The organism is Paractinoplanes globisporus DSM 43857, from assembly GCF_000379645.1.
Taxonomy (GTDB): domain Bacteria; phylum Actinomycetota; class Actinomycetes; order Mycobacteriales; family Micromonosporaceae; genus Actinoplanes; species Actinoplanes globisporus.
Window position 1 is genome coordinate 18,002 of the sequence record NZ_KB903320.1, and the last position, 26,140, is coordinate 44,141.

26 protein-coding genes are annotated in these 26,140 nt (G+C 71.4%); 9 read left to right on the forward strand and 17 right to left on the reverse strand.

The features are described from left to right. Positions 1 to 4: 4 nt before the first annotated feature. The 4 genes from A3CQ_RS0133385 to A3CQ_RS0133400 form a co-directional block, all read right to left on the reverse strand. On the reverse strand, positions 5 to 463 hold the full coding sequence (locus A3CQ_RS0133385; protein ID WP_020515298.1) for an ATP-binding protein: 459 nt from the start codon (positions 461 to 463) through the stop codon (positions 5 to 7). An 84-nt stretch (positions 464 to 547) separates the two neighbouring features. Continuing rightward, positions 548 to 1,846: an ABC transporter ATP-binding protein gene (locus A3CQ_RS0133390; RefSeq protein ID WP_020515299.1), complete on the reverse strand. Its 1,299-nt coding sequence runs from the start codon at positions 1,844 to 1,846 to the stop codon at positions 548 to 550. Positions 1,847 to 1,990: 144 nt separating this feature from the next. Then, positions 1,991 to 4,144: a bifunctional glycosyltransferase/CDP-glycerol:glycerophosphate glycerophosphotransferase gene (locus tag A3CQ_RS0133395; RefSeq protein ID WP_020515300.1), complete on the reverse strand. Its 2,154-nt coding sequence runs from the start codon at positions 4,142 to 4,144 to the stop codon at positions 1,991 to 1,993. Beyond that, positions 4,141 to 5,991 (reverse strand): CDP-alcohol phosphatidyltransferase family protein, encoded by a 1,851-nt coding sequence (locus A3CQ_RS0133400; protein WP_020515301.1) that lies wholly within the window; start codon positions 5,989 to 5,991, stop codon positions 4,141 to 4,143. Before A3CQ_RS0133400 ends, A3CQ_RS0133395 begins: the two co-directional genes overlap by 4 nt. 180 nt (positions 5,992 to 6,171) lie before the next feature. On the opposite strand from A3CQ_RS0133400, the gene A3CQ_RS0133405 reads away from it, so the two are divergent. Next, the gene (locus tag A3CQ_RS0133405; protein WP_026206490.1) at positions 6,172 to 6,354 is read left to right on the forward strand and encodes a PspC domain-containing protein; all 183 of its coding nucleotides are present in this window, start codon (positions 6,172 to 6,174) and stop codon (positions 6,352 to 6,354) included. A gap of 52 nt (positions 6,355 to 6,406) precedes the next feature. Here the strand turns inward: A3CQ_RS0133405 and A3CQ_RS0133410 are convergent, their stop codons facing one another. The 7 genes from A3CQ_RS0133410 to pdxH are packed head-to-tail and all read right to left on the reverse strand — an operon-like array spanning position 6,407 to position 12,189. Next, positions 6,407 to 7,150 (reverse strand): DUF4230 domain-containing protein, encoded by a 744-nt coding sequence (locus A3CQ_RS0133410; RefSeq protein WP_020515303.1) that lies wholly within the window; start codon positions 7,148 to 7,150, stop codon positions 6,407 to 6,409. Positions 7,151 to 7,189: 39 nt separating this feature from the next. Further along, a complete protein-coding gene (locus tag A3CQ_RS0133415) occupies positions 7,190 to 8,356 on the reverse strand; it encodes an acyl-CoA dehydrogenase family protein (protein WP_026206491.1) in 1,167 nt (388 codons plus the stop codon). Positions 8,357 to 8,364: 8 nt separating this feature from the next. Then, positions 8,365 to 8,661 carry a type II toxin-antitoxin system VapB family antitoxin gene (locus A3CQ_RS0133420; RefSeq protein ID WP_014687530.1) on the reverse strand — a complete coding sequence of 99 codons (297 nt, stop codon included), beginning with the start codon at positions 8,659 to 8,661 and terminating at the stop codon, positions 8,365 to 8,367. Between the two features lie 55 nt (positions 8,662 to 8,716). After that, entirely contained in the window at positions 8,717 to 9,337 is a 621-nt protein-coding gene (locus tag A3CQ_RS0133425; protein WP_020515305.1) for a nitroreductase family protein, read from the reverse strand. Next, entirely contained in the window at positions 9,337 to 10,257 is a 921-nt protein-coding gene (locus A3CQ_RS0133430) for an aldose 1-epimerase family protein (protein WP_020515306.1), read from the reverse strand. The genes A3CQ_RS0133425 and A3CQ_RS0133430 overlap by 1 nt, the downstream gene beginning before the upstream one ends. Before the next feature lie 19 nt (positions 10,258 to 10,276). After that, on the reverse strand, positions 10,277 to 11,566 hold the full coding sequence (locus tag A3CQ_RS0133435) for an MFS transporter (RefSeq protein WP_020515307.1): 1,290 nt from the start codon (positions 11,564 to 11,566) through the stop codon (positions 10,277 to 10,279). Next, positions 11,563 to 12,189, reverse strand: coding sequence for a pyridoxamine 5'-phosphate oxidase (gene pdxH / locus A3CQ_RS0133440; RefSeq protein ID WP_020515308.1), 627 nt, complete (start codon positions 12,187 to 12,189; stop codon positions 11,563 to 11,565). Before pdxH ends, A3CQ_RS0133435 begins: the two co-directional genes overlap by 4 nt. 202 nt (positions 12,190 to 12,391) lie before the next feature. Here pdxH and A3CQ_RS0133445 point away from each other — a divergent pair, with 202 nt between their 5' ends. The 5 genes from A3CQ_RS0133445 (at position 12,392) to thpR (ending at position 17,153) form a co-directional block, all read left to right on the forward strand. After that, positions 12,392 to 13,498 carry a citrate synthase 2 gene (locus tag A3CQ_RS0133445; RefSeq protein ID WP_026206493.1) on the forward strand — a complete coding sequence of 369 codons (1,107 nt, stop codon included), beginning with the start codon at positions 12,392 to 12,394 and terminating at the stop codon, positions 13,496 to 13,498. Then, a complete protein-coding gene (gene serC / locus A3CQ_RS0133450; RefSeq protein ID WP_020515310.1) occupies positions 13,495 to 14,622 on the forward strand; it encodes a phosphoserine transaminase in 1,128 nt (375 codons plus the stop codon). The genes A3CQ_RS0133445 and serC overlap by 4 nt, the downstream gene beginning before the upstream one ends. Before the next feature lie 33 nt (positions 14,623 to 14,655). Continuing rightward, complete coding sequence (locus tag A3CQ_RS0133455; protein WP_020515311.1) at positions 14,656 to 15,507, forward strand: dioxygenase family protein; 852 nt, start codon at positions 14,656 to 14,658, stop codon at positions 15,505 to 15,507. A gap of 99 nt (positions 15,508 to 15,606) precedes the next feature. Beyond that, positions 15,607 to 16,677 (forward strand): septation protein SepH, encoded by a 1,071-nt coding sequence (sepH, locus tag A3CQ_RS0133460; protein WP_020515312.1) that lies wholly within the window; start codon positions 15,607 to 15,609, stop codon positions 16,675 to 16,677. 47 nt (positions 16,678 to 16,724) lie between these two features. Beyond that, a complete protein-coding gene (thpR, locus tag A3CQ_RS59585; protein ID WP_245577443.1) occupies positions 16,725 to 17,153 on the forward strand; it encodes an RNA 2',3'-cyclic phosphodiesterase in 429 nt (142 codons plus the stop codon). On the opposite strand, the gene A3CQ_RS0133470 is transcribed toward thpR, so the two are convergent. Beyond that, the gene (locus A3CQ_RS0133470) at positions 17,123 to 17,725 is read right to left on the reverse strand and encodes a TetR/AcrR family transcriptional regulator (RefSeq protein ID WP_040433494.1); all 603 of its coding nucleotides are present in this window, start codon (positions 17,723 to 17,725) and stop codon (positions 17,123 to 17,125) included. The two genes, thpR and A3CQ_RS0133470, sit on opposite strands and share 31 nt — an antisense overlap. A 60-nt stretch (positions 17,726 to 17,785) precedes the next feature. On the opposite strand from A3CQ_RS0133470, the gene A3CQ_RS0133475 reads away from it, so the two are divergent. Further along, positions 17,786 to 18,124: a cupin domain-containing protein gene (locus tag A3CQ_RS0133475; protein WP_020515315.1), complete on the forward strand. Its 339-nt coding sequence runs from the start codon at positions 17,786 to 17,788 to the stop codon at positions 18,122 to 18,124. On the opposite strand, the gene A3CQ_RS0133480 is transcribed toward A3CQ_RS0133475, so the two are convergent. Beyond that, entirely contained in the window at positions 18,121 to 18,576 is a 456-nt protein-coding gene (locus A3CQ_RS0133480; RefSeq protein WP_040433496.1) for a hypothetical protein, read from the reverse strand. The genes A3CQ_RS0133475 and A3CQ_RS0133480 overlap by 4 nt on opposite strands. A gap of 102 nt (positions 18,577 to 18,678) precedes the next feature. On the opposite strand from A3CQ_RS0133480, the gene A3CQ_RS0133485 reads away from it, so the two are divergent. Beyond that, the gene (locus A3CQ_RS0133485) at positions 18,679 to 21,360 is read left to right on the forward strand and encodes a DEAD/DEAH box helicase (RefSeq protein WP_020515317.1); all 2,682 of its coding nucleotides are present in this window, start codon (positions 18,679 to 18,681) and stop codon (positions 21,358 to 21,360) included. On the opposite strand, the gene A3CQ_RS0133490 is transcribed toward A3CQ_RS0133485, so the two are convergent. The 3 genes from A3CQ_RS0133490 to A3CQ_RS0133500 all read right to left on the reverse strand — a co-directional run bounded on the left by A3CQ_RS0133490 (position 21,341) and on the right by A3CQ_RS0133500 (position 24,849). Next, positions 21,341 to 22,792: an MFS transporter gene (locus A3CQ_RS0133490; RefSeq protein ID WP_084699344.1), complete on the reverse strand. Its 1,452-nt coding sequence runs from the start codon at positions 22,790 to 22,792 to the stop codon at positions 21,341 to 21,343. The two genes, A3CQ_RS0133485 and A3CQ_RS0133490, sit on opposite strands and share 20 nt — an antisense overlap. Before the next feature lie 67 nt (positions 22,793 to 22,859). Continuing rightward, a complete protein-coding gene (locus tag A3CQ_RS0133495) occupies positions 22,860 to 23,306 on the reverse strand; it encodes a MarR family winged helix-turn-helix transcriptional regulator (protein WP_020515319.1) in 447 nt (148 codons plus the stop codon). A gap of 97 nt (positions 23,307 to 23,403) precedes the next feature. Continuing rightward, a complete protein-coding gene (locus A3CQ_RS0133500; RefSeq protein ID WP_020515320.1) occupies positions 23,404 to 24,849 on the reverse strand; it encodes an NCS2 family permease in 1,446 nt (481 codons plus the stop codon). A gap of 165 nt (positions 24,850 to 25,014) precedes the next feature. On the opposite strand from A3CQ_RS0133500, the gene A3CQ_RS0133505 reads away from it, so the two are divergent. Next, complete coding sequence (locus tag A3CQ_RS0133505) at positions 25,015 to 25,218, forward strand: DUF2530 domain-containing protein (RefSeq protein ID WP_051115436.1); 204 nt, start codon at positions 25,015 to 25,017, stop codon at positions 25,216 to 25,218. Here A3CQ_RS0133505 and A3CQ_RS0133510 read toward each other — a convergent pair. After that, complete coding sequence (locus A3CQ_RS0133510; protein WP_026206495.1) at positions 25,215 to 26,036, reverse strand: DUF3027 domain-containing protein; 822 nt, start codon at positions 26,034 to 26,036, stop codon at positions 25,215 to 25,217. The two genes, A3CQ_RS0133505 and A3CQ_RS0133510, sit on opposite strands and share 4 nt — an antisense overlap. Positions 26,037 to 26,140 lie beyond the last annotated feature (104 nt).

Below are 26,140 nucleotides of genomic sequence, written 5' to 3' on the forward strand. Positions count from 1 at the left end.
TGTTTCAAGTTGATGAAGCCCGGCGTGGCAGCACGATCCGCAGGCCGATCGTGGTACCGATCGGGCCGGTCGCCACCGTCACCTCGTCGCAGAGCTGATGCGCGAGCCAGATGCCCCGCCCGCCCACCTCGAACGCCTCCGGCACCTCGGGCTGCCGCAGATAGTGCGCGGGGATGCCGGGGCCGGAGTCGGTCACCGTGCACCACGCCGAGCCGCCGGCCAGCCAGAGCACCACCCGGCCCTGCCCGCCGGCGTGCAGCACGACGTTGGTGATCACCTCGTTGACCGCGAGCACGAAGCCCTGCAGCCGGTCGCCGGTGAGGCCCGCCGCGGCCAGCCGGCCGGACACCTCGTGCCGCACCACGGCGATCTCGTCCCGGCCGAAGCGCCGGTCGAGGAGCCGGGAAGCGTCGGGGGGCGAGGCGGACAACACGATCGGCTCCGCACCGGGAGCCGAACGCACGCTTTGGCCCAATCTCTCCTCCACCGTGGTGCAGCCTACGCGGTGTGCTCGTCCGGTGGCACCGGGCACCTCAGAAGAGATGCGTCACCTCCAGCCGACGTCGATGCGATCGCCGCGCTCGTCGAAGAAGTGCAGCATGTCCATCCGCACCGCGACGGCCAGCGGATGTCCGGGCGTGACGGCCGGATAGGGCGCCAGGCGGACGGCCAGCTCGGCCGGGCGGCGGTGGTGCCGGCCCGGGTCGAGCACGCTGGTGCGCTCCTCGGGGGCCTGCAGCGCCGTCGTGCCGCCGGTAGCACTGCGGCCGGTGAGCCGCGACAGGGCGCCGCCGAAGCGCCGCAGCGTGCCGCTCGGCTCGGGGTCGGGCTTGCCGGTGCCCATCTCGTCCACGACGATCGCGGTCGCCCCGATGTCGAGGAACGCCAGCGACTCGTGCCCGTGGTGCTCGAGGTAGCGGATCCGGCCGCGGAGGATGTCGCCCTGCACGTCCGGCGAGACCGGGGTGAGCGCCTCGGCTCGCATGCCGACCACGATGCGCTCGCCGTGGTAGTGCGAGACGGCACGGGCGCGCAGGTCGTTCCACGGCAGGTACAGCGCCTGCTCGCCGAAGTTCAGCGCGACGTACTGGTCGAGGTGGACGTAGACGGACGCCTCGAGCAGGTTCATCCGCGGGGCGCCGAGGAACGCGGCCACGTAGAGGGTGGCCGGTCGGCCGTACACCTCGGTGGGGGTGCCGACGTCCTGCAGGACGCCCTTGCGCATGATCGCGACCCGGTCGGCCATGGTGAGCGCCTCGGCCTGGTCGTGCGTCACGTACATCGTGGTGACGCCGAGCTCGCGGGTGAGGCCGGTGATCTCGGCGCGCAGCTCGGCGCGCAGCCCGCTGTCGAGGTTGGACAGCGGCTCGTCCATCAGGAACAGCCCGGGGCGGCGCACGATGGCGCGGCCCATGGCGACGCGCTGGCGCTGGCCGCCGGAGAGCTGGCTGGGCTTGCGGCCGAGCACGTCGCCGATGCCGAGAGCGCTTGCCACATCGCCAACTCGCTCGATTCGGTTACCAGTCTCCATACCGGACAAACGCAGCGGAAAGCCGATGTTGTCGCTGACCGACATGTGCGGATAAAGAGCGAAGTCCTGGAAAACCATGGCGATGCTGCGATCCCGCGGCGCCAATTCGAGCACCGGGTCGCCGTTGAGCAGAATGTCCCCTTCGGAGGGATCCTCAAGACCGGCGATCATACGTAAAATCGTCGATTTCCCGCAGCCGGACGGGCCCAGGAGCACGAGAAACTCCCCGTCGTCCACGTCGAGACTCACGTGATTGACGGCAACCGTGCCATCGGGCCAAATCTTGGTGACGTCCTTCAGCAAGACGGTGGACACCGTCTCTACCTCCTGCCGGGAAAGCTGGCAATGATCCCGATCCCACGATGGCCGGCGATCTAGCTCACTTTGACGAGGAGTATCGATATGCCGCCATCGGGTGAACGTGCCATTTGCGCACAGTAGCGGACCGATTACGGCAGATTATCGCTGGTCGAGAAAGACCCGGCGAACCACGCGTTCGGCCGCACCACCGTCATCCAGGGAACAAAACCTCGCCCGGAACGCGGCCCGCGCCTCGTCGTCCCAGCGCTCGTCCCGGAAGATCTTGGTGAGCCCGTCGAACTCGGTGGCGACCGGGCCGGGCGGCGACGCGATCAGATCGAAGTAGACGCCGCGCAGCTCGCGGTAGACCGCCCAGTCGGGCGCGTAGATCACCAGTGGACGGTCGAGCACCGCGAAGTCGAACATCGCCGACGAGTAGTCGGTCAGCAGCACGTCGGCGGCCAGGTAGAGATCCTCGACGACCGGATGGCCGGAGACGTCGACGATCCGGGCCGGGCCGCTCGGCGTCTGATCGGCCTCATCGTCGCCGACGGCCAGGTAGTGCCTCCGGACCAGCAGCACGGTGTCGGGGCCGAGCGCGTCGGCGAGCCGCTCCACGTCGAGCACCTCGGCGCCCGTCGGCAGCCACTCGCGGAGAGTCGGCACGTAGAGCACGACCCGGCGGCCGGGGCGGATGCCCAGCCCCTCGCGGATCGCGGCGGTCTCCTCGGGCGTCGCGGTGGCGAGCCGGTCGTTGCGGGGATAGCCGACCTCGAGCGTCTCGTACCCGCACGGGTACGCCCGCTCCCAGGCGATCGTGGTGTGAGCGTTGGCCGTGACGCTGAAGTCCCACCGGTCGGCCCGGCGCATCTGGCCCGCGAAGTCGGAGTCGCGGACCGCGGCCGGATAGTCGACCTGGTCGATCCCCATCACCTTCAGTGGGGTGCCGTGGTGGGTCATCACGTGCGTGGTGGCGCGCCGCTTGACCATCATATTCGGCCAATTGACGTTGTTGATCAGATAGCGCGCACGGGCCAGCGCGCGGTAGTAGGCCGGCGTTCCGGCCACCACGTAGTCGACGCCGGGCGGTACCGCGCCGACCCGGGACGGGTCGATCACCCACACCCCGCGCACCTGCGGCACGAGCTCGGCGGCCTTGGCGGCGACCGCCGCCGGGTTGCAGGCGACCCCCCGATACCAGTACGCGGCGTACAGCGCGAGCGACCGATCGACCGGGAGAAGCCGCTGGAACCGGTAGTAGAGCCGGCCGGCCGCCTGCCGGGACCGCCGGGCGAAGGTGCGGCGCGGCCGGCCCAGCGCGCCCTGGACCCCGCGGACCGCCTGCATGGCGAACTCGGCGAGGCGGAACGTCCGGTACGACCCGCGGGCCACGAGGCGGTAGCGCAGACCCTCGCCGCCGCCCGGCGACGGGAAGCCCGCCGGCGGCAGGTGCCGCTGATACATCTCGGACATCTGGGCGAAGAAGCGGCGGCGCGACGCGGGCAGGACCCGGGTGTCGTGCCGCAGCACCCGCATGAGGTGCCAGAGCATCCGGCGGAACAGCAGCCCGCGGACCTTGTCGCTGGTCTGCGCGTACTTGGCGCAGAGCGTGAGCGCGTGCTCCCAGTGCTCGAAGACCTCGAAGTGCCGGTCGCCGACGGTCCTGGTGATCGCCCCGGTGCGCCGCTGCCGGTAATGCACGCAGGTGCGCGGCAGCCCGCTTATCCGCGGAGCGGCCAGCATCAGCGGGAACGTGAACGAGACGTCCTCGTACCAGCCGGCCTCGAAGGACAGGCCGAGCCGCTCGAGCAGGTCCCGCCGGATCACCCGGTTCCACGCCACGTGCAGGACGTCGAGCACCTGCGGCCACTCGTCGACCGAGAAGACCGGAGGCGCGTCGGCGAGCAGCGTCCTGGCTGAGCCCTTCTGCACCGGGCCGTCCCAATGCACCCGGTCCCAGCCCACCACCAGCACGTCCGCGTCGGTGGCGCGCAGCCGGGCCGCGACCGCGGCGAGCGCGCCGGTGGCGAGCCAGTCGTCGCTGTCGAGGAACCAGACGTACTCGCCCCGCGCCTGCGACAGGCCCAGGTTGCGGGCCCGGCCGAGGCCGACGTTCTCCGGCGAGGTGACCACGCGGACCCGCGGGTCGCGGGTCGCGTACTCGGCCAGGATCGCGCCGCTGTAGTCGGGCGAGCGGTCGTCCACCGCCACGATCTCGAAGTCGTCGAAGGACTGCTCCAGCACCGAGTCGAGGCACTGCCGCAGGTAGCCCTGCACCCGGTAGACCGGCAGAACGATGCTCAGAAAGGTCACGATCGACGCCAGTCCACTATTGCGGTCACCAGGAACGAGCCACCCACCACGGCGGCGAGGACCGCCTCGCCGAGGGTCGCGTGCCCGCCGAGAGCGAACCCGGCGAGCACCACGATCCGCACGTCCCAGCCGAACAGCGCGGCGCGCTGGGCGCCCGGAGCACTCTTCTCCATCCGGGCGGTCAGGTCGTAGTGCCGCAGCGCCAGCGTGAACAAAAGCAGGAACACGACCGGCGGCGGAACCGAGCCGATCAGGCCGACCGCCACGACGAAGAGGTACTCCGCGGCGCGCAGGGCGGCCGGGACCAGCCAGTCGAGCGGGCCGTCGTGCCGGGCGCGGGCCGGGATGCCGGCCGCGAGGATCAGCAGCGCGACGACGCCGACGGCGGCCGGCGCGGGGGCGTCGATCCAGCCCAGCAGCAGCGAGACGACGAGGGCCAGCGCGGCCACGGCCGCGAGCGCGGCGAACGCCAGCGGCGCCCGCAGGATCGGTGAAGCCGGGGCGAGCAGGTGACGCACGAGCGGGCCGTCGTCCCGGTACCGGAGGGTGTCGACCTTGTCGAGCACGCCGACCCGCATCGAGAGCGAGCGCAGGGAGCGCAGGGCCAGGGTGTACACGAACGCGAGCAACCCCACGCCGACCAGGGCCGCGAGCGCGACCCGCCCGTTGGTCAGCATCGCGAGCACGGCGAGCAGCGCCCACCGCTCGCCGATCGGGAAGACCACGATCCGCTTCAGCCAGTACGCCGCCGAGCCGGTCTCGCCCTGCACCCGGGTCGAGGCGGCACTGAGCCGGGCGCCGACCCCGCCGGTCGCCTGCGGACGCGGCCGGGAGGCGGCCTCGTCGTGCAGCGCGCCGTACCAGGTGTCGGTCATGTGCCGGACGGTCTGCAGCACGATCGCGGTGATCGCCAGCGGCCAGGCGTACGGCAGGCCGACGCGCTCGGCGCCGGCCGCGAGCCCGGCGTACACGGCGTACTCCTTCGCGCGGTCGGCCATCGTGTCGAGCCAGCCGCCGAAGGCGCCGAACGTGCGGGTGTAGCGAGCGAGCTGGCCGTCCACGCAGTCGAGCACGAAGCCGAGGTAGAGCAGCACGCCGCCGGCGATCATCGCGGGGCGCGACGCCTGCCAGAAGGCGAGCGCGGCCAGGCCCGCGAGCAGCACCGACAGCCAGGTGACCGCGGTCGGCGACAGGCCGAGCCGGGCCGCGGCGCGGGTGACGACCGGCGACCACGAGCTCACCGCGTACGTGGTGAAGAAGTCGTCCTTCTCCTTGACCGCCAGGCGCAGCCGGGCCGCGTCCTCGTCGACGGCGGCGAGCTCGGCCTCGGCCGCCCGCAGCTCCTGATGGTTGTGCACCTGGGTGGCGCGCAGCAGCCGCACGGAGGTGGCGACCGGCACCACGCCCGCGTCGAGCAGGGCGGCCAGCAGGTCGGGGCGGTCCGCGACCTTTTCCAGGCTGGGCAGGTCGGCCGGGGCGACGCAGAGGGCGCCCAGGTAACGGACCGTGCCGGCGCCGGGCTCGGCCGGCGCCAGCTTGCCGCGCTCGTCGCGCAGGTCACCGGCCGGATCGGCGATGACCAGCGCGGTGCTGCGGCCGCCCGGCTCGGTCGCCAGCGTGCGCAGGAGGCTGGGGTGGGCGACCAGGTTGTCGGCGCAGATCAGGACCCGCTGGTTGGCGTCGTGCGCGCGGCGCGAGATCTCGCGCAGGCGCACGGGGTCGCCGAGTCGCTCGACCTCGGAGGCGCCGGCCGCCCGCAGTGCGGTGACCAGGTCGTTCTCCAGCCGGGTGGCGTCACTCGGGTCGAGAGCATTGCCGCTGCCGGCGGAGAGGACGGCCAGCGTCACGGAACTATCACCGCCTTGCCAGGGGTCCGTAATCGGCGTCCAGGTTAACAGCGAGTGTCGTTCGGGTACGGGTCACCCTTACGGGAATCGAGTGGCCCATCTCCCTCTCGGGGCCGAGGGAAGCGGATCGCGGCGCCCCTACCGTCAAGGAAACGACAGCAAGTGAAGGAGTGAGTGATCGTGACCCGCCGCCTCGCCCGCCCCCGCGACGACCGCTGGATCGCCGGGGTCTGCTCCGGACTGGGCCGCCGCTTCGGACTCTCGTCCGGCGTGGTTCGCCTGATCTTCGTGCTCTCCTGCCTGCTGCCCGGGCCGCAATTCGTCATCTACCTCATCCTCTGGGCCCTCATGCCCAACGAGTGAGGCCCGCCGACCGGCTCGCGTCCCGTTGATCGGGGCGCGAGCCGGCGACGGCTCAAGGCGTGGTGAACGTGACCGTCACCGACGTGTAGCCGAGACGGGTGAACAGGCTTTCCAGCATGTGCTGGGTGTTGTCTCTCGCCCGCTGGTCGAGGCCGCTGCCGCGGGCCGCCTCGGTGATGCGCTGCTGGGCCAGCTGATAGACCCGCTGCTGCTTGTCGGTATCGCTCTTGAACGCGTCACCGATGCTGGTCAGCAGGCCGCGGTCCTCCTCGACGACGTAGCTTTTCTGCAGGTCGAGGGCGGCGTCGCCCTGCTGCGGCGGCGGCAGCGTCAGCTTGATCGTCTTTTTCTCGTTGTCGACCTCGAGCGCCTTGTCGGAGAGGGCGGAGAAGTCGACGTACTCCTCGACGGTGCCGGAGCCGACGAACAGGATGCGCCGGTTGATCAGCCAGTCGGGGACGTATTTCCGGTCGTCCTGCAGGTCGACGATCACCTGGAAGGTGCCGTCGGCCGCGACGTAACGGCTCAGGTCGCGCATGGACTGCAGCAGCACGGGCTGGCTGCGGTCGGTCGTCTGCTTGTCGAACGGGTTGTCGAAGGAGGGCAGCACGTTCAGCGAGCGCAGCCCGAAGCAGGCCGCGACGATCACCGCGAAGACCACGCCGAAGAAGATCAGGACGCGGGCGACGATGCTCTTCTGTGGGGGGTCGGGGTCCGGGGAGACAGCCGGCGGGGACTCATCGGGAACCGACGGGTACTCCCGTGTGGGTTCATCGACATCCGGTGACTGGGCCATACCCACACGGTACGAGGGGGGTACGACACCCGCATCCGCTCAGCCCGCGAAGGCGCTCAAACCGGTCAATTTCTCGCCTATCACCAGCTGGTGGATCTCCGAAGTTCCCTCGTACGTGAGCACGCTCTCCAGGTTCGCGGCGTGCCGCATGATCGGGTACTCCCCGCTGATGCCGTTCCCGCCCAGGATCGTGCGGCATTGCCGGGCGATCTTGATCGCCTCGCGCACGTTGTTGAGCTTGCCGGCGCTCACCTGCTCGGGCCGCAGCGCGCCGGTCGAGTCGCGCAGCCGGCCCAGGTGCAGCGCGAGCAGGAAGCCCTTCTGCAGCTCGAGGGCCATGTCGGCCAGCTTGGCCTGGGTCAGCTGGAAGCCGGCGATCGGGCGGCCGAACTGCTCGCGAGAGCCCGCGTAGTCGAGCGCGGTCGACAGGCAGTCACGAGCCGCGCCCAAGGCCCCCCAGATGATGCCGAATCGGGCCTCGGTGAGGCAGGAGAGCGGCGCCTTCAGGCCGGCCGCCGAGGGAAGCTGGGCATCGGCCGGGAGACGTACCTCATCCAGCGTGATCTCGCCGGTCGACGAGGCCCGCAGCGACATCTTGTGCTTGATCTCCCGGGCGGAGAATCCGGGCGTATCGGTCGGCACCGCGAACCCGATCACGCCTTCCGGAGAACGCGCCCAGATCACCGCGACGTCCGCGAGCGGGGCGTTGGTGATCCACATCTTGCCGCCGGTGAGCACCCAGTCCGCGCCGTCGCGACGGGCCCGGGTCGCCATGTTCGCCGGGTCGGAGCCGTGGTCGGGCTCGGTGAGCCCGAAGCAGCCGAGCAGCTCGCCGGCCGCCATCCCCGGCAGCCAGCGCTGTTTCTGCTCCTCGGAGCCGTATTTCCAGATCGCGTACATCGCCAGCGAGCCCTGCACGCTGACCAGCGAGCGGACACCCGAGTCGGCCGCCTCCAGCTCCATGCAGGCCAGGCCGTAGCAGACCGCGGACGCGCCGGCGCAGCCGTACCCGGTCAGATGCATGCCGAGCAGGCCGAGTTTCCCGAATTCAAGCGCCAGATCTCGTACGGGCGTGGCGCCGCTCTCGAACCACTCGGCGACGTACGGCCGGACCCGGTCGTCGGCGACCCGGCGGCTGAGCGCCCGGATGTCGCGTTCCTCGTCGGTCAGCAGGGTGTCGAGATCGAGCAGGTCGAGCGGGGCCACGGCCATGGTCAGCCCTCGACGACCAGGACCCGGGCGTGGATCTGGTTTCGCTGCTGGAGGGCCGCCCGCAGCGCGCGGTGCAGGCCGTCCTCGAGGTAGAGAGCGCCCTGGTACTCCACGACGTGCGGGAACAGGTCGCCGTAGAACGTCGAGTCCTCGGCGAGCAGCTTGTCCAGCGCGAGCTCGCGCTTGGTGGTGATCAGATCGGCCAGGCGGATCGGCCGGGGCGGGATCTCGGCCCAGGCCTTGAGCGTGGTGTGGTGATCGGGGTACGGGGCCCCGTCCCGGACCGCTTTGAAAATCACGTCGGGTTGTGCCCCCTCTCCGAAAAACCCTGCTCCGAGAACCTCGAGTTACCGGCTAGCCTAGCCCGGCCCATCGGCCATGATGCACTACCTCGTCTACCGGGCGGTGCCCCCTCTTCAGTGACGGAGACCTCTTGTCCGGCGCCCGGTAGCCGATCGAGAGCGTCCCGATCGGGTTGAACTCGCCGGGCACCCCGAACGCCTTCTTGAAGTCGGCGACCGTCTCGACCGGGATGCCGAAGAAGCACGAGCCGAGGCCCTCGTCGACGGCGCTCAGGTGCATGAGCAGCGCCGCGAACCCGGTGTCGATGTCCCAGTACGGCACCGGCCAGTGGCTCTCCGACCGGTCGGTCCAGCCCTTGTCCGGCTGGGCGTACCGCTCGAGGTAGACCGACTTGTTGGCGAGGCACACGACGATCACCGGGGCGTTGCGCATCCGGGTGAGCCAGTCGCCGCGCCATACCGGCTCGGCGTCGCCGCCCGTCGTGACCGCCCAGTAGAGATCGCGGTCGGCCGGCTCGGTGAGCACGAGGAAGCCCCAGCCCTGGGAGAACCCGGCGCTCGGCGCGCGCAGCCCGTGCTGGACGATCTTGTCGACCACCTCGCGCGGCACGGGCCGGTCGGGGTCGTAGGTGCGCACCATCCGCCGCTTGCGGACGACCTCGGCGAACTCCATCAGCTCTTGATCCCCCAGCTGGCCGTCCAGCTCTCGCCCGGGGCCAGCACGACGAGGTCGCGGCCGGTGCGGAACGAGTCGGGCGGGCAGGTCATCGGCTCGATCGCCACCGAGCGGCGGAACCGGTCGTCGTGCAGCGTGTCGCCGGAGAAGATCTGCCAGTACTTGAACTTGTCGTCGGCCCAGACCACGACCCTGGCCGGCGAGGACGGGTCGGCGATGGTGACCTCGGTGATCCCGGCGGCGTCGTGCTCGATGTCGCCGAACGTGGTGTCCAGCACGAGGTCGCCGATCTTGCGCGCCTCGGTGAAGTCGTACTCGGTGCCGGCCACGCTCTTCGCGCCGATCGGCAGCAGGCGGCCGTCGGCCACGATGCGGGTCTTGGCCGGCACGTGCAGCAGGATGTCGTCCACGGCGACGCCGGGCAGCTGGAGGTACGGGTGGACCGAGTAACCCCACGGCGCGTCGGTCGGGCTGTTGTTCACGACCTCCTGCTCGCAGCGCAGGCCCTCGGCCGACACCTGCCAGCGGGTGCGCAGCGTCAGCCACCACGGGTAACCGACCTGGGCCGGCAGCTCGTACTCGAGGGTGATCGCGTCGGCGGCCTGCTCGACCAGCGTCCAGCGGGCCCAGTTGGTCAGGCCGTGGATGGCGTTGTGCCGGGCCGGCTCGGTCAGCGGCAGCTGGTGGGTCTGCCCCTCGAACGTGTATTTGCCGTCCCGGATCCGGTTGGGCCAGGGTGCCAGGATCTGTCCGGCCGAGGCGGGCGACAGCTCGTCGGCCTCGAAACCGTCAAGCACCTGCACGTCGCCGACGGAGTAGTGGCGCAGCACGCCACCGACCTCGACCACGACCGCCCGGGCGCCGCCCGACTCGATCGACCACTGAGTTCCGGAAATCGCCGGCACGACACTCGTCATGGCTTGGACACTATCGGGTCTATTGGTCCTCTAGGTGGACTGGCGGTCGGTAACGAATCAACGCCGGGAAGGCCACGGCCAGCCCCAGTGCCAGGCCGGCCGCGAGGAAGCCGCCACCGGCCCACGCGAAGGTGGTTCCCACCAGGGCCGCGCTGGCGCCCGCGCGCAGGTCACCGAGGCGCGGGCCACCGGCCACCACGACGATGAAGACGCCCTGCAACCGGCCGCGCATCCGGTCCGGGGCGAAGGTCTGCAACATCGACTGCCGGTAGACGGCGCTGACCAGGTCGGCCGCGCCACCGAGGGCGAGCAGCAGCACCATCAGCCACAGCTGGTGCGCCAGGCCCGAGAAGCCGATCGCGATGCCCCAGCCCACCACGGCCACGACCAGCGCGACGCCCTGCCGCTTGACCCGGCCGATCCAGCCCGAGGCCAGGCCGGCCACGACCGAGCCGATCGCGATCGCCGCGTACAGCCAGCCGATCGCCGCGCCGCCGCCGAACCGGTCGGTCGCCACCTCGGGGAACAAGGCCCGCGGCATGGCGAAGACCATCGCGATGATGTCGACCGCGAACGACAGCAGCAGCACCGGCTGGGTGACCAGGAACCGCAGGCCGTCGATGATGCCGCGCATCCCGGCCGAGGGCTTGTCCTCGTCCTCGGGGTGCACGATCGGCGGGATCGGCGGCAGCTTCCAGGTCGCCCAGAACGAGACCGTGAACAGCGCCGCGTCGACCAGGTAGGCCACGGTCACACCGGTGCTGGTGGTGGCGATGCCGAAGATCAGACCGGCGGCGAGCGGGCCGAGCACGCCGCCCGCGGTCGTCGTCGTGTAGGTCAGGGTGTTCGCCGACGGAACCATGCTGGTCGGCACGATCCGGGGCACGATCGCCTGCCGGGTCGGCGAGCTCACCGCGAAGCCCGCCGACTGCAGCGCGGTCAGCGCGAGCAGCAGCCAGCCGCTGCGCACCCCGATCAGGGCCTGGGCGAGCAGCCCGAGCGTCGACACCCAGGCCAGGATCGAGCTGGCGATCAGCAGCTTGCGCCGGTCGATCACGTCGGCCGCCGCGCCGCCCCACAGCCCGAAGATCAGCAGCGGGATCAGGCCGGCCACGCCGAGCAGGCCCACCCAGCTCGACGAGTGCGTGACCTGGTACATCTGGACCGGCACCGCCACCGAGGTGAACTGGAACCCGAAGAACGACACCCCGTTGCCGATCCACATGCGGCGATAGGCCGGGACCCGTAGCGGGCGGACGTCGATCATCCAGGACTTGCGCTCACCCTCCTCGACGACCAGTTCCGTCACGGGGCCAGCCTTTCCACAACCCAAGACCCCTTTGCCGTACGCCGGAAGCGAAGTCGATCGTGCAGGCGGCTGGCCCGCCCCTGCCAGAACTCCACGGTCTCGGGGAGGACCCGCAGGCCACCCCAGTGCGGCGGCGCGGGCACCGGTCCGTCCCCGAAACGTTCGACCGCCGCGGCCAGACCCGCCTCGACGTCGGACCGGCCGGCCAGCACCCGCGACTGCGGGCTCGCCCACGCGCCGAGCTGCGAGCCACGCGGCCGGGAGGCGAAGTACTCCTCGGTCTCGGCCCGCGACACCCGCTCGACGGCGCCGGCCACGATCACCTGGCGCTGCATCGGAAACCACGGGAAGACCAGGCTGGCGTACGGGTTCTCGCGAAGTTCCGAACCCTTCCGCGACTCGTAGTTGGTGAAGAAGACGAAGCCGCGCTCGTCGTACTCCTTGAGCAGGACCGTGCGCGCCGACGGGTGACCCTCGCCACTCGCGGTCGCCACGATCATGGCGTTGGGCTCGGGCAGGCCGAAGGCGGCGGCGTCGGCGAACCAGGCCGCGAACTGGTCCGTCCAGCTCGCCGCGAGATCGGCCTCGAGCAGCGCACCACGCTCGGTGTAGTCGCGACGCATCGATGCGGGCGAGGGGGGTTCCACGGTCACGAGCGCTCCCTGATGACTTTCGGCCAACAACGACCGTAAGTCCGAGCGGGCCTTACGTCAGCTCGGCAAGGATGGGTGTCGTCCAGAGCACATCGCATCGCCACCATCAGGCGGGCAATATGAAACACTCATAGCGTTTCTTCGCAGGGGAGCCCTGTCTCAATTGAGTTCCGTGTCCGATTTCAAGCCGGGCCTCGAGGGCGTCATCGTGTTCGAGACCGATATCGCCGAGCCCGACCGGGCGGGGGGCTCCCTGCGCTATCGCGGCGTCGACATCGAGGACCTGATCGGCCAGGTCTCGTTCGGCGACGTGTGGGGCCTGCTGGTCGACGGGAAATTCGGTCCCGGCCTGCCGCCGGCCGAGCCGTTCCCGGTGCCGGTGCACTCCGGTGACATCCGGGTCGACGTGCAGTCCGCCGTCGCGATGCTCGCGCCGTACTGGGGGCTGCGCCAGCTGCTCGACATCGACGACGAACAGGTCCGCCGCGACCTCGCCCGGGTCTCGGTGACCGCGCTCTCCTTCGTCGCCCAGGCCGCCCGCGGGCTCGGCCTGCCGGCCGTGCCGCAGAAGGACATCGACAAGGCCGAGACGATCGTCGAGCGGTTCATGCGCCGCTGGCGGGGCGAGCCCGACCCCCGGCACGTCAAGGCCGTCGACGCCTATTTCATCTCCGCCGCCGAGCACGGGCTCAACGCGTCGACCTTCACCTGCCGCATCGCCGCCTCGGTCGGCGCCGACGTGGCCGCCTGCATCTCGGCCGGCATCGGCGCCCTCTCCGGCCCGCTGCACGGCGGCGCGCCCTCGCGGGTGCTGCACATGATCGAGGCGGTCGAGCGCAGCGGCGACGCCGAGGGGTACGTGAAGGGCGTCCTCGACCGCGGCGAGCGCTTGATGGGTTTCGGCCACCGCGTCTACCGCGCCGAGGACCCGCGCGCCCGGGTGCTGCGGCAGATCGCCCGCGAGCTCGGCGCGCCGCGTTACGAGGTCGCCGAGGCGCTCGAGCGGGCCGCGCTCGCCGAGCTGCGGGCGCGCAAACCCGACCGGGTGCTCGCGACCAACGTGGAGTTCTGGTCGGCCGTCGTGCTCGATTTCGCCGAGGTGCCGGCGCACATGTTCACCTCGATGTTCACCTGCGCCCGAGTGGCCGGATGGAGCGCGCACATCCTCGAGCAGAAGCGGCTCGGCCGGATCCTGCGGCCCAGCCTCCAGTACGTCGGGCCGGCCCCGCGCAAACCGAACGAGGTCGAGGGCTGGCCGGCGCTCGCGCATAATGGGTGACCGTGACTGACATCCGCATTCCCGACGAGATCAAGCCGGTCGACGGACGCTTCGGCTCGGGCCCCAGCAAGGTGCGACCCGAGGGCGTCGAGGCCCTGTCCGCGGTGTCACGCACATACCTCGGCACGTCCCACCGGCAGCGCACGGTGAAGGACCAGGTCGCCCGCCTGCGCCGCGGGCTGGCCGAGTTCTTCTCGCTCCCCGCGGGCTACGAGGTGATCCTGGCCAACGGCGGCACCAGCGCGTTCTGGGAGGTCGCCGCCTTCGGCCTGATCCGCGACAAGGCCCAGTTCGCCGAGTTCGGCGAGTTCGGCGCCAAGTTCGCGAAGGCCGCGGCCGACGCGCCGTTCCTGAGCGACCCGACCGTGCACAAGGCGCCCGGCGGGCAGGCGGCGTTCCTGACCGCCGAGGCCGGCGTCGACGTGTACGCCTCGGTCCAGAACGAGACGTCGACCGGCGTGGCCGTGCCCGTGCGCCGGGTGGCGGGCGCCGACGAGGGTGCGCTGCTGCTCACCGACGCGACCTCGGGCGGCGGCAGCCTCGACGTCGACGTGCGCGAGACCGACGTGTACTACCTGGCCCCGCAGAAGGCGCTCGGCTCGGACGGTGGCATCTGGCTCGCGCTGATGTCCCCGGCCGCCATCGCCCGGGCCTACGAGATCAAGGCGAGCGGCCGGTACATCCCGCAGTTCCTCGACCTGGTCACGGCCATCGAGCAGTCCCGCCTCGAGCAGACCTACAACACTCCGGCACTGGCCACCGTGTTCCTCGCGGCCGAGCAGCTCGACTGGATGAACGCGCAGGGCGGGCTGTCCTGGGCGGTCAAGCGCAGCGCCGAGAGCGCGGCCGCGATCTACGGCTGGGCCGACCGCTCCTCGTTCGCGACCCCGTTCGTCACCGACCCGGCCCTCCGCTCGGCGGCCGTGGCGACTATCGACTTCGACGAGGGCGTGGACGCGGTGGCGATCGCGAAGGTGCTGCGGGCGAACGACATCGTGGACACCGAGCCGTACCGGAAGCTCGGCCGCAACCAGCTGCGGATAGCCCTCTACCCCACGGTCGACCCGACGGACGTGACCGCGTTGACGGCCTGCATCGACTACGTGGTCGAACGCCTTTCATAGGCTCCGCACAGCTCCACGAGCTTCACTGTCCGTATGGGTGATCCGGACAACGCGGCGTTCGTGCGCCGCGTCCACGACCAGGGGCTGCGGTTCGACCGGCGCCAGCTGCTCGCGATGCTGGGCGGCGCCGGCACGCTGGCCGCCCTCGGCGCCTGCACGGATTCGCCGTCCGGCTCCGGCTCGGGCTCGTCCGGCGCCGGTTCGTCGGGCCGGGCCGAGGTCGTGTCGGAGACCGCCGGACCGTACCCGGCGGACGGGTCGAACGGGCCGGACGTGCGCACGCTCGACGGGATCGTGCGCAAGGACATCCGGCCCACGTTCGGCGGCGCCGCCTCCGGCGTGGCGGACGGGGTGCCGCTCGAATTCTCACTCGTGGTGAACGACCGGTCCGGCCGGCCGATCAGCGGCGCGGCCGTCTACGCCTGGCATTGCGACCGGGGCGGCAACTACTCGCTGTACTCGACGGGGGTCACCGAGCAGAACTACCTGCGCGGCATACAACCCACCGACGCGACCGGCACGGCGACCTTCACCAGCATCTTCCCGGCCTGCTACTCCGGCCGCTGGCCACACATCCACTTCGAGGTGTACGCGTCGGTCGCGCACGCGACCAGCGGCGACGGCCCGATCGTGAAGACGTCGCAGATCGCCCTCCCGGAGGACGTCTCCGACGCGGTCTACGCCACCACCGGGTACGCACAGAGCGTGACCAACCTGAAGCAGGTGAGCCTGGCCACCGACAACGTCTTCGGCGACGACAAGGCCGTGACGGAACTGGCCACAGTGACCGGCACCGTCACCGACGGCTACCGCGCAACCCTGACGATCAGCATCGACCCGGCCGGCGAAGAAACCGGCGGCGGGCCAGGCGGCAAGCGGCCCTAGCAAACATGAGGACCCTATTCAACCGGCGCGTCATCCCCCATTGATGTGGCGGGACGCGTACCGTGGTCCCGACGCAGGCCCACGGGACGGAGGCAACGCATGCGGCCGGTACGCTTCGTCGCCCTCTCCGAGGACGGTCAGGCCCTGGTGCTCGCTGATGAGGTCGGCCGGCTCCTGGCCCTCCCCCTCGACGACCGGATCAACAGCGCGGTCACCCACGAACCGCACGTGTCGCCCCCGGGCTCACCCATGGCCGTGACGACCCCCGAGGTGCCGCCCTCCCTCTCCCCGCGCGACATCCAGGCCCGCATCCGCTCCGGCGAGTCCGCCGAGGACGTCGCCCGCATCGCGGGTGTGCCGGTCGATCGCGTGCTGCGCTACGCCGGTCCGGTGCTGCAGGAACGAGCCATGCTCGCCCAGCACGCGCGCCGCACGAGGCTGAAGACGTCCGACTCGGGCGCGCCGCTCGCCGAGGTGGTCGACAGCCGCCTCGCCCAGCACGGCATCGACACCGAGAAAATCTCGTGGGACGCGTTCCGCCGCGAGGACGGCACCTGGCGCATCGTCGCCACCTGGCCGTCCGGCAAGGCGACCGCCCAGGCCATCTGGGACCTCGACAAGGGACGCCAGGTCGTCTCCCCGCACGACGACATGGCGCAATACCTCTGCGCCGAGCGGCCCACGCAGATTCTCGGCCAGGAACCGGTTCCCGAGCGCACGTTCCTCGAGCAGCGCGGTGGCCACGGGCTCCCCGGTCCGGCCCGCACGGCCGAGCCGGCGCGCGGCGGGCACACCCTGCCCGCGGCCGAGGCCCCGACGCAGCGCCCGACCCGCGACCCGATCCGGTCCGGCCGCGACGCCCTGCTCGCCTCGCTCGACCGTCCGCTCGGCGGCGGCCGAAGCCTCGAGAGCGACCAGCCCCGGCGCCCCGTGGCCGGTGGCGCCGCGGCGCTGCTCGGCGGCGGCTCGGGCTCGGCCTTCGACGACGACGCCGACCTGCCCAAGGAGGTGCCGGCCGTGCCCTCGCTCGCGGTGCTGCGCCCGCGGCGCACGGTGGGCCAGGCCGGCCAGCAGGGCGGCGAGACCGATGAGGCCAAGCCCCGCAAGCGCTTGCCCAGCTGGGACGACGTCCTCTTCGGCGGCGGCCCGGCGGCCCGCGAGTCGTCCTGAGCCGCCTGTTCGTCGCGGTCTTCCCGCCCGAGCCGGTCGTCCGAGCGCTGCACGACGCGCTTCCCCCGGGCGCTCGCCTGACCCGACCCTCGAAATGGCACGTCACGCTGGTCTTCCTCGGCGAGGCGCCGATCGATGCCGTGGCGTCCGTCCTCTCCGCACTACCCGCGGCGGGGAGCTTTTCGCTGCGGCTGTCCGGGGGTGGACGTTTCGGGTCGGCCGCGTGGGCAGGCGTGGACGGAGAGCTTGACGCACTGGGTCGCCTTCGCGAGCGGGTCCGAGCGGCGCTGACCGATGCCGGCTTTCCGTCGGACTCGCGGCCCTACCAGCCGCATCTGACCGTGACCTATCGCGGCGACGGCGCGGTACGGGCGGCGCTGGCCGGGCACGCGAGTCCGCCGTGGACGGTGGACGATTTCGTGCTGGTCGAGAGCAACGACGGCGATTACCGGCCGTTGCGCTCCTGGCCGGTGTAGGACGCCAGCAGGGCCTGGGCCGAGTCACGCATCAACGCGACCGCGTCGGCACGGGACAGCCCGGCGATGTCGGTCAGCCAGATCAGCGACTCGATGCCGGTGGTGGCCCGAATCGCGATCGCCAGCCGCCGTACGTCGACCCGGGGGTGCGAGGACCGCAGCGGGGCCAGCGCCTCCTCGATCCAGGTGATCGCCCGGCCTTGGCGCAGCACGGGCTGCTCGGCGCCCGGCTCCAGCGACAGGCGCAGCGAGGTGCGCAGCTGGGGCTCCCAGTCGAGGTTGACCCGGGCGAACGCGGCCAGCACCAGATCGAGCCGGGTGGGCACGTCGTCGGGCGCGTCCTCGGGGAGCAGGGAACGCCGCGTGATTTCCGGGTACGCCGCCAGGAGCAGCGCCCGCTGGCTGGGGAAATAGCGATAGGCCGTGGTGCGGGAGATGCGGGCCTCGACGGCGGCCTGCTCGACGGTGGGATTCACCCCGTCGGCCAGCAGGCGGCGGGTCGCGTCGACCAGGGCCTCGCGGGTGCGGGCCTTCTGGTCGCGGCGGCCGGTCGCTTCATATGGTACTCGCATCGCCATAATGGTACCGTCGTCCCATGGGACTCGAGTCCCATCTCGAGAGCAGGGGGCGAAATGATGGATCCAGTCGAGGTCAGCCCGGAGCTGTATCAGACCGTTTTCGAGAACGACCGGGTGCGGGTCCTGAAATATCGGGACAAGCCCGGGGACAGCACGCGGCCGCACACCCACCCCGACTCGGTCATGGTCACGTTGTCGTCGTTCCGCCGCCGCATCTCGGCGGGCGGCCGCAGCGTCGAGGTCGAGCTGGGCGAGGGCGACGTGCGCTGGGTCGGCGCGCAGGAGCACTCCGGGGAAAACATCGGCGACACCGAGACCGTGAGCATCTTCGTCGAGCTCAAGGAGCCCGCCCCGACACCGGCGGCGGCGACCCTCGGCCCGACCGGCGGCTAGCGCAGGGCCAGCCCGGCGGCCTGCAACTCGCTCTCCACCCGCAGCCGCTCGAGCTCGCGATCCATGCCCTCGAGCGGTTCCAGGTGCTCCTTGAGCCCGAGCGCCTGGCAGGCCAGGCACAGCCGCTGGTCATAGGCGCGCAGCACCGCGTCCTGCCATTTCTCCGACTGCTGGGTGGGCCCGGCGCGCCGCTGATGGTCGAGGCGCCGCAGGTCGTACGCGATCTGCTCGATCGACGGTTTGTCCAGAGTGTCGGCCGTCGCGAGCGGCGACGCGTCCTTGCGCAGGGCACGGTCGAGCCGCCGCAGCGCCCGCAGGTCACGCCGGCCCCGCCTCGTCCACCAGCGATGCCGGACAGGGTCGTCGGCGCAGACCACGGCCGCCACGACGCACGGCAAGCACGCCAGCGTCAGCAACGCCGCCGTGAGCACGACAATGTGCGCGATGGCCACGAACACGACGCTAAGTGACCGCGAGCCGGGCCGGAATAACCGTTCGGCGGAGCCGATCTGCCAAATCCTGACGGATGCGCGGAGACGGTACTGTCGGCCGTCATGCACCCCTCCACCGTCCTCGCCGTCCTCGCCGAGCTGGCGCCGGCCGGTGGCGATCGGGTGCTCGACGTGACCCGAGGCGGCCAGTCGCTCGCCTGGCTCGACGACACCGACCGCACCCGCCGCCGCAAGGAGATCGACCGGCTCGCCGCGCTCGACGCCCTGCACCGCGAGGAGCGGCTGCTGCGTCGCGGCTGGGGCTTCCTGGCCGGCCGCACCGAGGTGGACGGCAAGGCCCGCAAGATCCGGGTGCCGCTGCTGAGCCAGCCGATGCGCCTCGAGCGCGGCCTGACCGGCTATCGCGTCGTCCCGGCCGGGGACGTCGAGGTCACCCCGCTGGTCACCGACCGTGAGCTGGCCGCCGCGCTGGAGGCCGCCCCCGGCCTGGCCGCGCCCGGCTGGCTGGAGGCGATCGGCAGCAAGGCCTGGCTGCGCTCGGCGGCCGCGGCGACGGGCCTGCCGGTCGACGCGCTGGTCGAGGACGGCAAGCACATCCCGGCCGAGCGCGTGGTGCTGGTCGCGCGGGCCGCGCTGTATGTGGCGCGGGACGTCTTCGGCGGCGGTCTGCAGGACAGTCTCCGCAGCTGGGCGGGGCGGGACCTGAGCGGAACGGCGCTCGCCGCGATCTACGGCGACGCCCCGGACGATCGACCCGACCGGTCGCCCGTGCTCTCGCCGCTGCCGTTGACCGGGGCGCAGGCCGAAGTGGTCGCGCGGGCCCGGACGGCGCCGATCACGGTGGTCTCCGGTCCGCCCGGCAACGGCAAGAGCCACACGGTCGTGGCCGCCGCGCTCGAGGTGGTGCATCGGGGCGGGTCGGTACTGGTGGCGACGCAGTCCCCGCATGCGGCCGAGGTGCTGGCGGCGCTGCTGGCCCGCTATCCGGGACCGACTCCGGTGCTCTTCGGCGACGCCGGCCGGCGGGAGAGCCTTGCGGCCGAGCTCACGGCGGGCGCCGAACAGGGCGTGGGCGAGCGAGAGCTCCGAGCGGACCTCGCGGCCGTCCGTCATTCCCAGGATTCCGTACGCCGGGAGCGCGCCGGCATTCGCAGTTCGCTCGATCGGGAGTACGCGGCGGCGCGGTTGCCGGAGTGGGAACCGCGACTGCCGGCGCTGGCCGCGGACGTGCCGGGCGCCTTCGCCCTCCACTTCGACCCGGCGCGACTGACCCGGCGCGGCCTCGCGGGCTGGTGGGCACGACGGCGGCTGCGCGCACGCCGGGGCGTACCCGAGGAAACCGTGACCGACGCGATCGCGGCGGCCACCGCGCAGCGTGCCGCCGCCCACCTCGCCGCGACCGGCGGCACCGACCTGGGCCCGCGCTGGATCGCCCTGCACGCGGCCGAGGCGGCGCTCGCCGACGCGGTCGGGACCGCCATGCGCAACGCCGCCCGCGGCGAGAAGCGATGGGACCGCGAGGCCCGGCGCGGCGCGTCCTCCCTGGCCGCCGCCCTGCGGGCCGGTCGCAATCGCCGCCGCGAGCTGCTCGCCCAGCTGGACGCGCCGCCGCTGGTGCGGGCCCTGCCGCTGTGGATCGGCACGGTGGCCGACGTGGAGGACCTCCTGCCGGCCGCGCCCGGGATGTTCGACCTCGTGGTGATCGACGAGGCGTCGCACGTGGACCAGGTGCGGGCGGCCCCCGTGCTGGCCCGGGCGCGCCGGGCGCTGATCGTCGGGGATCCGCGGCAGCTGCGGTTCGTGTCGTTCGTGAGCGATGTCGACGTGGCCGAGGTGCTCGACCGGCACGGCGCCGACGAACGGCTGGACGTGCGCCGGGTGAGCACCTACGACCTGGCCGCCGGGTCGGCGCCGGCTACCTGGCTGACCGAGCATCACCGCAGCGCGCCGCACCTGATCGGCTTCTCGGCTCATCGCTTCTACGCCGACCGGATCGCGGTGATGACTCGTACACCATCTCTTGAGGCCACGGATGCCATCGACGTGGTGACGGTTCCGGTGGCGACGCTTGCCGCCGAGGTCGACGCGGTCCTGAAGGTCGTCGGCGACCTGGTCGCCGAGGACCGGCGCGGGATCGGCGTGATCTCCCCGTTCCGGGCGCAGGCCGAGGCCCTGGAGGCGGCGCTGGTGGCGGCCTACCCCGTGGAGCGGATCGAGGAGCTGGGCCTGCGGGTCGGCACGGTGCACGCCTTCCAGGGCAGCGAGGCCGAGGTCGTGGTCGTCTCGCTCGGGCTTCTGCCGGGCGACCCGGCCGGCCGGCGGCGCTTCGTCACCGACCCCCACCTCTTCAACGTGATGATCACCCGAGCCCGGCGGCGCCTGGTCGTAGTCACGGCCCTGGACACCGCCGACGGCCTGCTCGGTGACTATCTGGACTACGCGTCCGCCGCACGGCCCGCGTCATCGAACGTTTCCGATTTATCCGGCCAGTGGATAGAGGAGCTCGCGGCCGAGCTTGCGCACCTGGAGGTCGTCGTGCGGGCCGGCTATCGGGTCGGCCCGTGGGTGGTCGACCTGTGCGTGGGGACCGGCGAGGAGCCGATCGGCGTCCTGTGCGGGCCGCATCCCGACGGCGCCGACGCGCACCTCGACCGCCAGCGTGCCCTGCACCTCGCCGGATGGCGGTTGGTCGACGCCTTCGCCAGCCGCTGGGACGCCGATCCGCGCCGCGCCGCCCTGGAGATAGCGGCGGCGCAGCGCCCGGTCACAGCGCCCGCGAGCTGAGCGCCGGCGACGGCCGGCCGGTCTCCCGGCGCGACGCGGCGGCCTCGATCTCGTCGGCGACCTCACCCGTGGCCGGGATCGGCACACCGCCGCCGGCGACCGCGTCGACCGGCGGCTCGTCGATGGCGACGACCGAGACATCCTCGGCCGGCGCCTCCTCGCGGCTCCGGCGCACCAGCTGCACCCGCGGCCAGGGCCGCAGCCGCAGCACGAGCCGGTCGCCACTGACCCTCAGCTGCCAGACGAGCGCCACCACCCCGGCCACGAAGCACACCAGCCCCGCGCCCCAGATGCTGGACGGCACCCCGAAATGCTGCCCCCACCAGCCGACCAGGGACGCCCCGATCGGTGTCGTCCCGAGGAAGACCAGCACGTAGAGGGCCATCACCCGGCCGCGGTACTCGCCGGCGACGCCCATCTGCACGCGGTGGTTGGCCGCCTGGGCCAGGAAGATCGAGAAGAACCCGGTCGGCAGCAGCACCAGCATGGCCACCAGGAAGCTCGGGGCGAAGCCGACCGCGAACTCCAGCAGACCGAAAGCGATCGCCGACCCGAGCACCAGGTAGACCCCGGGCCGGGCCCGCCGCGCGCTGCCGGCCAGCGCGCCGACGAGCGCGCCGGCCGCGAGCGTCGTGGTGAGCAGGCCGAACGAGGACGGCCCGGCGTGGAAGTTGATTTTCGCGAGCGCGGCCAGCGTGACCGGGAAGTTGAAGCCGATCATGCCGACGACCGCCATCAGCGAGATCGGCAGCAGCAGGTCGGGCCGCTTGCGCACGTAGTGCAGGCCGTCCGCCACCCGGGCGTCCTTGTTGGCCACCGCGTCCTTGCGGTACAGGTCGGCCGGGCGCATCCGGGTGTAGCTGAAGACCGGCGCGATCGCGAGCACCGTGGCGATCAGGAAGACCGGCCCGGTGTTGAAGACGGCCAGCGCCACGCCGGCCAGGGCCGGGCCCCCGATGCGTGCCACGTTGAAGGTCGCGGCCGACAGGGCCAGCGCGTTCGGCAGCAGCCGATGCTCGACCAGCTCGGAGACGAACGCCTGCCGGACCGGGGTCTCGATGGCGTTGGCGATGCCGAGCAGGCCCGCGAAGAGGAAGACGTGCCAGAGGCGCACGACGCCGGCCGCGACCAGCACGGCGAAGACGACCGCGGTGACGGCAAAGACGGCATTCGCGGCGACCAGCAGCTTGCGCTTGTCGTAGCGGTCGGCGAGCCGGCCGCTGTAGAGGGTGAGTGCCAGCACCGGGAGGAACTGGAGGGAAGCGACCGTGCCGAGCGCGCCGGGCGAGTTCCCGGAGAGGTCGAGCACCAACCAGTCCTGAGCGGTGAACATCATCCACACGCCGACCAGCTTCACGAGCTGGCCGGTGGAGAAGAGCCGGTAGTTGCGAACCCTCAGGGACCGGAACGTGGTACTCAGCACTGCCCGCACTAGGCTGCGCCTCCTTCTCGGTCGTACGCGTCATCGTCACGTGATGAAGCGCGGCGACCGGAAAGGGTCAGGCGCGGGCGACCTGCTGCAGGATCTGCGCAGCCCGGACGAGCACGTCCCGATCCTCTTCGCTGAGCGCGGCCAGCTGGTCGGCCAGCCACTCGTTGCGCAGCTTCTCGAACTGGGCGTACATCGCCCGGCCCTGCTCGGTGGGCGCCAGGATGACCTGCCGCCCGTCGGTCGGGTGCGGGGTGCGGACCACGAGCCCGCGCGCCTCCAGCTTTCCGACGATCTTGGTCATCGTCGGAGGCTGGACCCGTTCGACATCGGCGAGCTCGCGCGGGGTCAGAGCGCCGGCCAGTTGGAGGCTGGTCAGGGCGGAGAGCTGGCCGTAGGTGAGATCGCCGACCGGGCGGGTCTGCCGGACCCGCCGGTTGAGCCGCTGAATGGCGTCACGCAGCGCCCTGGCCAGCTCGTCCGCTGTCCCTCGCTCCGCAGCCACCGGCCACTCCATCACGATTCTTAGCCTAGCTAATGAGCTTGGCTAACGACCATCGAAAACGCGTATGACCGCCGTCACCGGGCCCGCCGCGAGCGGGCCCGGCACGACCTCACAGGATCCAGGTTTCCAGGGGACCACGCAGGAAGTACAGGACAAACAGCGCCGCCACCCCGTACAGGATGGGGTGGATCTCCCGCGCCTTGCCGACGGCGACCTTGAGCAGCACGTACGAGATGACCCCGGCCCCGATGCCGTTGGAGATCGAGTACGTGAACGGCATGATCGTGATCGTCAGGAACGCCGGCACCGCGATGGCGTAGTCGGTCCAGTCGATCTGCCGCACCGCGGTCATCATCAGGAAGCCGACCACCACCAGCGCGGTCGACGCCGCCTCGAACGGCACCACCTGCACCAGCGGCGCCAGGAACATGGCCAGCAGGAACAGCACGCCAGTGACCAGGTTGGCGACGCCGGTGCGGGCGCCCTCGCCGACGCCGGCCGCGCTCTCGATGTACGACGTGTTGCTGGACACACTGGCCGCGCCGCCCGCCGCCGCGGCGAGCGAGTCGACCAGCAGGATCTCCCGGGTGCGCGGCGGCACCCCGGACTCGTCGAGCAGCCCGGCCTCCTGGCCGATCGCGACCATCGTGCCCATGGTGTCGAAGAAGTCGGTGATCAGCAGCGTGAAGACGAACATCACGCAGACCAGCCAGCCGGCCGTCGACCAGGAGTCGAGCACGTTGAAGTGGCCGATCAGCGAGAGATCGGGCTTGCTCACGATCTTTTCCGGCAGCTTGGGCACGTTGAGCGACCAGCCGTGCGGGTTGGTGGCCGAGGAGCCCACGCCGGCGATCGCCTCCACGATGATCGCCAGGATCGTGCTGACCAGGATGCCGATCAGGATCGCGCCCTTCACCTTGCGCACGAACAGCACCAGCGTGAACAGCAGGCCGACCACGAAGACCATCGACGGCCAGGTCAGCAGCGCTCCGCCGAGGCCCATCTCGACCGGGACCGTGGTGTTCGCGGCGTCCGGCACGCGGTGCACGAACCCGGCGTCGACCAGCCCGATGATCATCAGGAACAGGCCGATGCCGACGCCGATCGCGGTCTTGAGCTGGGTCGGCACCGCCCGGAAGACCAGCGTGCGCAGGCCGGTCAGCACGAGGATCGTGATCAGCACACCCTCGATCACCACCAGGCCCATGGCGTCGGCCCAGGTCATCTCCGGCGCGATCTCGTACGCGACCAGCGCGTTGACGCCGAGCCCGGCCGCCAGCGCGAGCGGGAACCGGGCCACCACGCCCATCAGGATGGTCATCACACCGGCGACCAGGGCGGTGCCGGCGGCGAGCGCCGCGATCGGCAGCTTCCCGCCGTCGCCGTCCGCGCCCCCGCCGAGGATCAGCGGGTTGAGAACGACGATGTAGGCCATCGTGAAGAACGTGGCGAACCCGCCGCGGATCTCGCGACTGAGGTTCGATCCGCGCGCAGATATCTCGAAATATCGGTCGAAAGCGTTGCGTACGCCCGCATCGGTAGTAGCGGTCGACATGCAGGCTCCTCCGGAAAGGTCGGAAACTACGACGCGCGCATGCTCTCAGAAGCAATGACCTGCGCAAAAGCCCGAACGCCACCCGGACCCACGGATGATCTCCGCGGACGTACCCTGTGGGATGTGACTCAGCCGAAGCCCCGGGTCGAACCGCTCGACCCGCCGATGGTCCCGTTCGCGGTCGCCGGCCTCGCCGCCTTCGCGATCGCCGGCCTGATCGTCTGGCTGGCGAACGGTCCGGACACCTGGCTCGACACCTGCATAGCCGGCTTCCTCGTGGGCATACCCGGCCTGATCACGATGATCGTGCACGACCGTAACCGGCGTCGCCGCCGCTCGATCACGCACGCGGCGTTCCGCGAAAACTAGCTGTGGCCGTAGTCCTCGGCCGGCTCCTCGTCCTCCACCGAGCCGTGACCGCGGCTCACCGCGACCGACTCGACCTCGCTGTCGTCGTAGACCGTCGGCAACTCCTCGACCGGCTGCTCCGCCGTGCCGAGCAAGGCCTCGGAGTGGGCGCCGCAACCGTGGTCGGCGCTGACCGCCCTGCCGTCGTCGGGGGCGTACAGGTTGCCGCAGACGCCGAACATCGCGCGCAGCGAACCGGCGAGCGGGAGGTAGAAGCCGCAGGTGCCGCAGCGGGCGTTGCGCGGCGCGGCGACCGTGATCGCGGCCTCGGGGCCGGCGTCGCCGTCGTACCACCGCTGGGCGGTGTCGATGCGGCCCTCGCGGGACATCACCCGGGACCGGCCGAGACCGAGCTCCCAGCTGACCTCCTCGACCGCGGAGTCGTCGCTCAGCACGTACCCCTGGGCGAGGCGATCGTCGTCGGGCGCCGTGGGCATGAGATCGCCCACACCGAGGTCGCCGGGCTGAAGCCGCTCGTTCCACGGGACCCAGGTCGGTGCGAGCAGCGCGTCGGGGCCGGGCAGCAGCACCGTCTCACAGATCGTGACGTGCCGGCTACGCGGGACCCGGGTCACCGTGACCGCCCAGCGCCAGCCCCGATAGCCCGCGAGGTGGCTCTCGAAGAAGTGGGTCACGACCCGGTCGCCCTCGGCCACGGCCTCGAGGTGCTCACCGATGTCGGCCGCGTCGACCTCGGTGATCGCACCACGAGCCACCCCGACAGCATCGGCACAAACCTGGTCAAGGCGGGGGGCGCGCGCGGTCGTCCTGGTCGTCACGTATCCATTGTCCCTTACCGCGACTCGTGAGCCGCAGCGACTCCCCCGAATTCCACGTGTGCCGGGGAGGACGCTGGTAGCCCGGATCAGTCAGGATGGACCCT

What these genes read in the sequence shown, in the direction of transcription:
- A3CQ_RS0133470 (WP_040433494.1), bottom strand. Translation starts at nt 17,725, where the DNA reads ATGCGAGTACCATATGAAGCGACCGGCCGCCGCGACCAGAAGGCCCGC.
- A3CQ_RS0133425 (WP_020515305.1), bottom strand. Translation starts at nt 9,337, where the DNA reads ATGGAGTTCGCCGAGGTCGTCCGCAAGCGGCGGATGGTGCGCACCTAC.
- A3CQ_RS0133455 (WP_020515311.1), top strand. Translation starts at nt 14,656, where the DNA reads ATGGGTGATCCGGACAACGCGGCGTTCGTGCGCCGCGTCCACGACCAG.
- A3CQ_RS0133500 (WP_020515320.1), bottom strand. Translation starts at nt 24,849, where the DNA reads ATGTCGACCGCTACTACCGATGCGGGCGTACGCAACGCTTTCGACCGA.
- A3CQ_RS0133495 (WP_020515319.1), bottom strand. Translation starts at nt 23,306, where the DNA reads ATGGAGTGGCCGGTGGCTGCGGAGCGAGGGACAGCGGACGAGCTGGCC.
- A3CQ_RS0133410 (WP_020515303.1), bottom strand. Translation starts at nt 7,150, where the DNA reads ATGGCCCAGTCACCGGATGTCGATGAACCCACACGGGAGTACCCGTCG.
- A3CQ_RS0133505 (WP_051115436.1), top strand. Translation starts at nt 25,015, where the DNA reads ATGGTCCCGTTCGCGGTCGCCGGCCTCGCCGCCTTCGCGATCGCCGGC.
- A3CQ_RS0133475 (WP_020515315.1), top strand. Translation starts at nt 17,786, where the DNA reads ATGATGGATCCAGTCGAGGTCAGCCCGGAGCTGTATCAGACCGTTTTC.
- A3CQ_RS0133485 (WP_020515317.1), top strand. Translation starts at nt 18,679, where the DNA reads ATGCACCCCTCCACCGTCCTCGCCGTCCTCGCCGAGCTGGCGCCGGCC.
- pdxH (WP_020515308.1), bottom strand. Translation starts at nt 12,189, where the DNA reads ATGCGTCGCGACTACACCGAGCGTGGTGCGCTGCTCGAGGCCGATCTC.
- A3CQ_RS0133430 (WP_020515306.1), bottom strand. Translation starts at nt 10,257, where the DNA reads ATGACGAGTGTCGTGCCGGCGATTTCCGGAACTCAGTGGTCGATCGAG.
- sepH (WP_020515312.1), top strand. Translation starts at nt 15,607, where the DNA reads ATGCGGCCGGTACGCTTCGTCGCCCTCTCCGAGGACGGTCAGGCCCTG.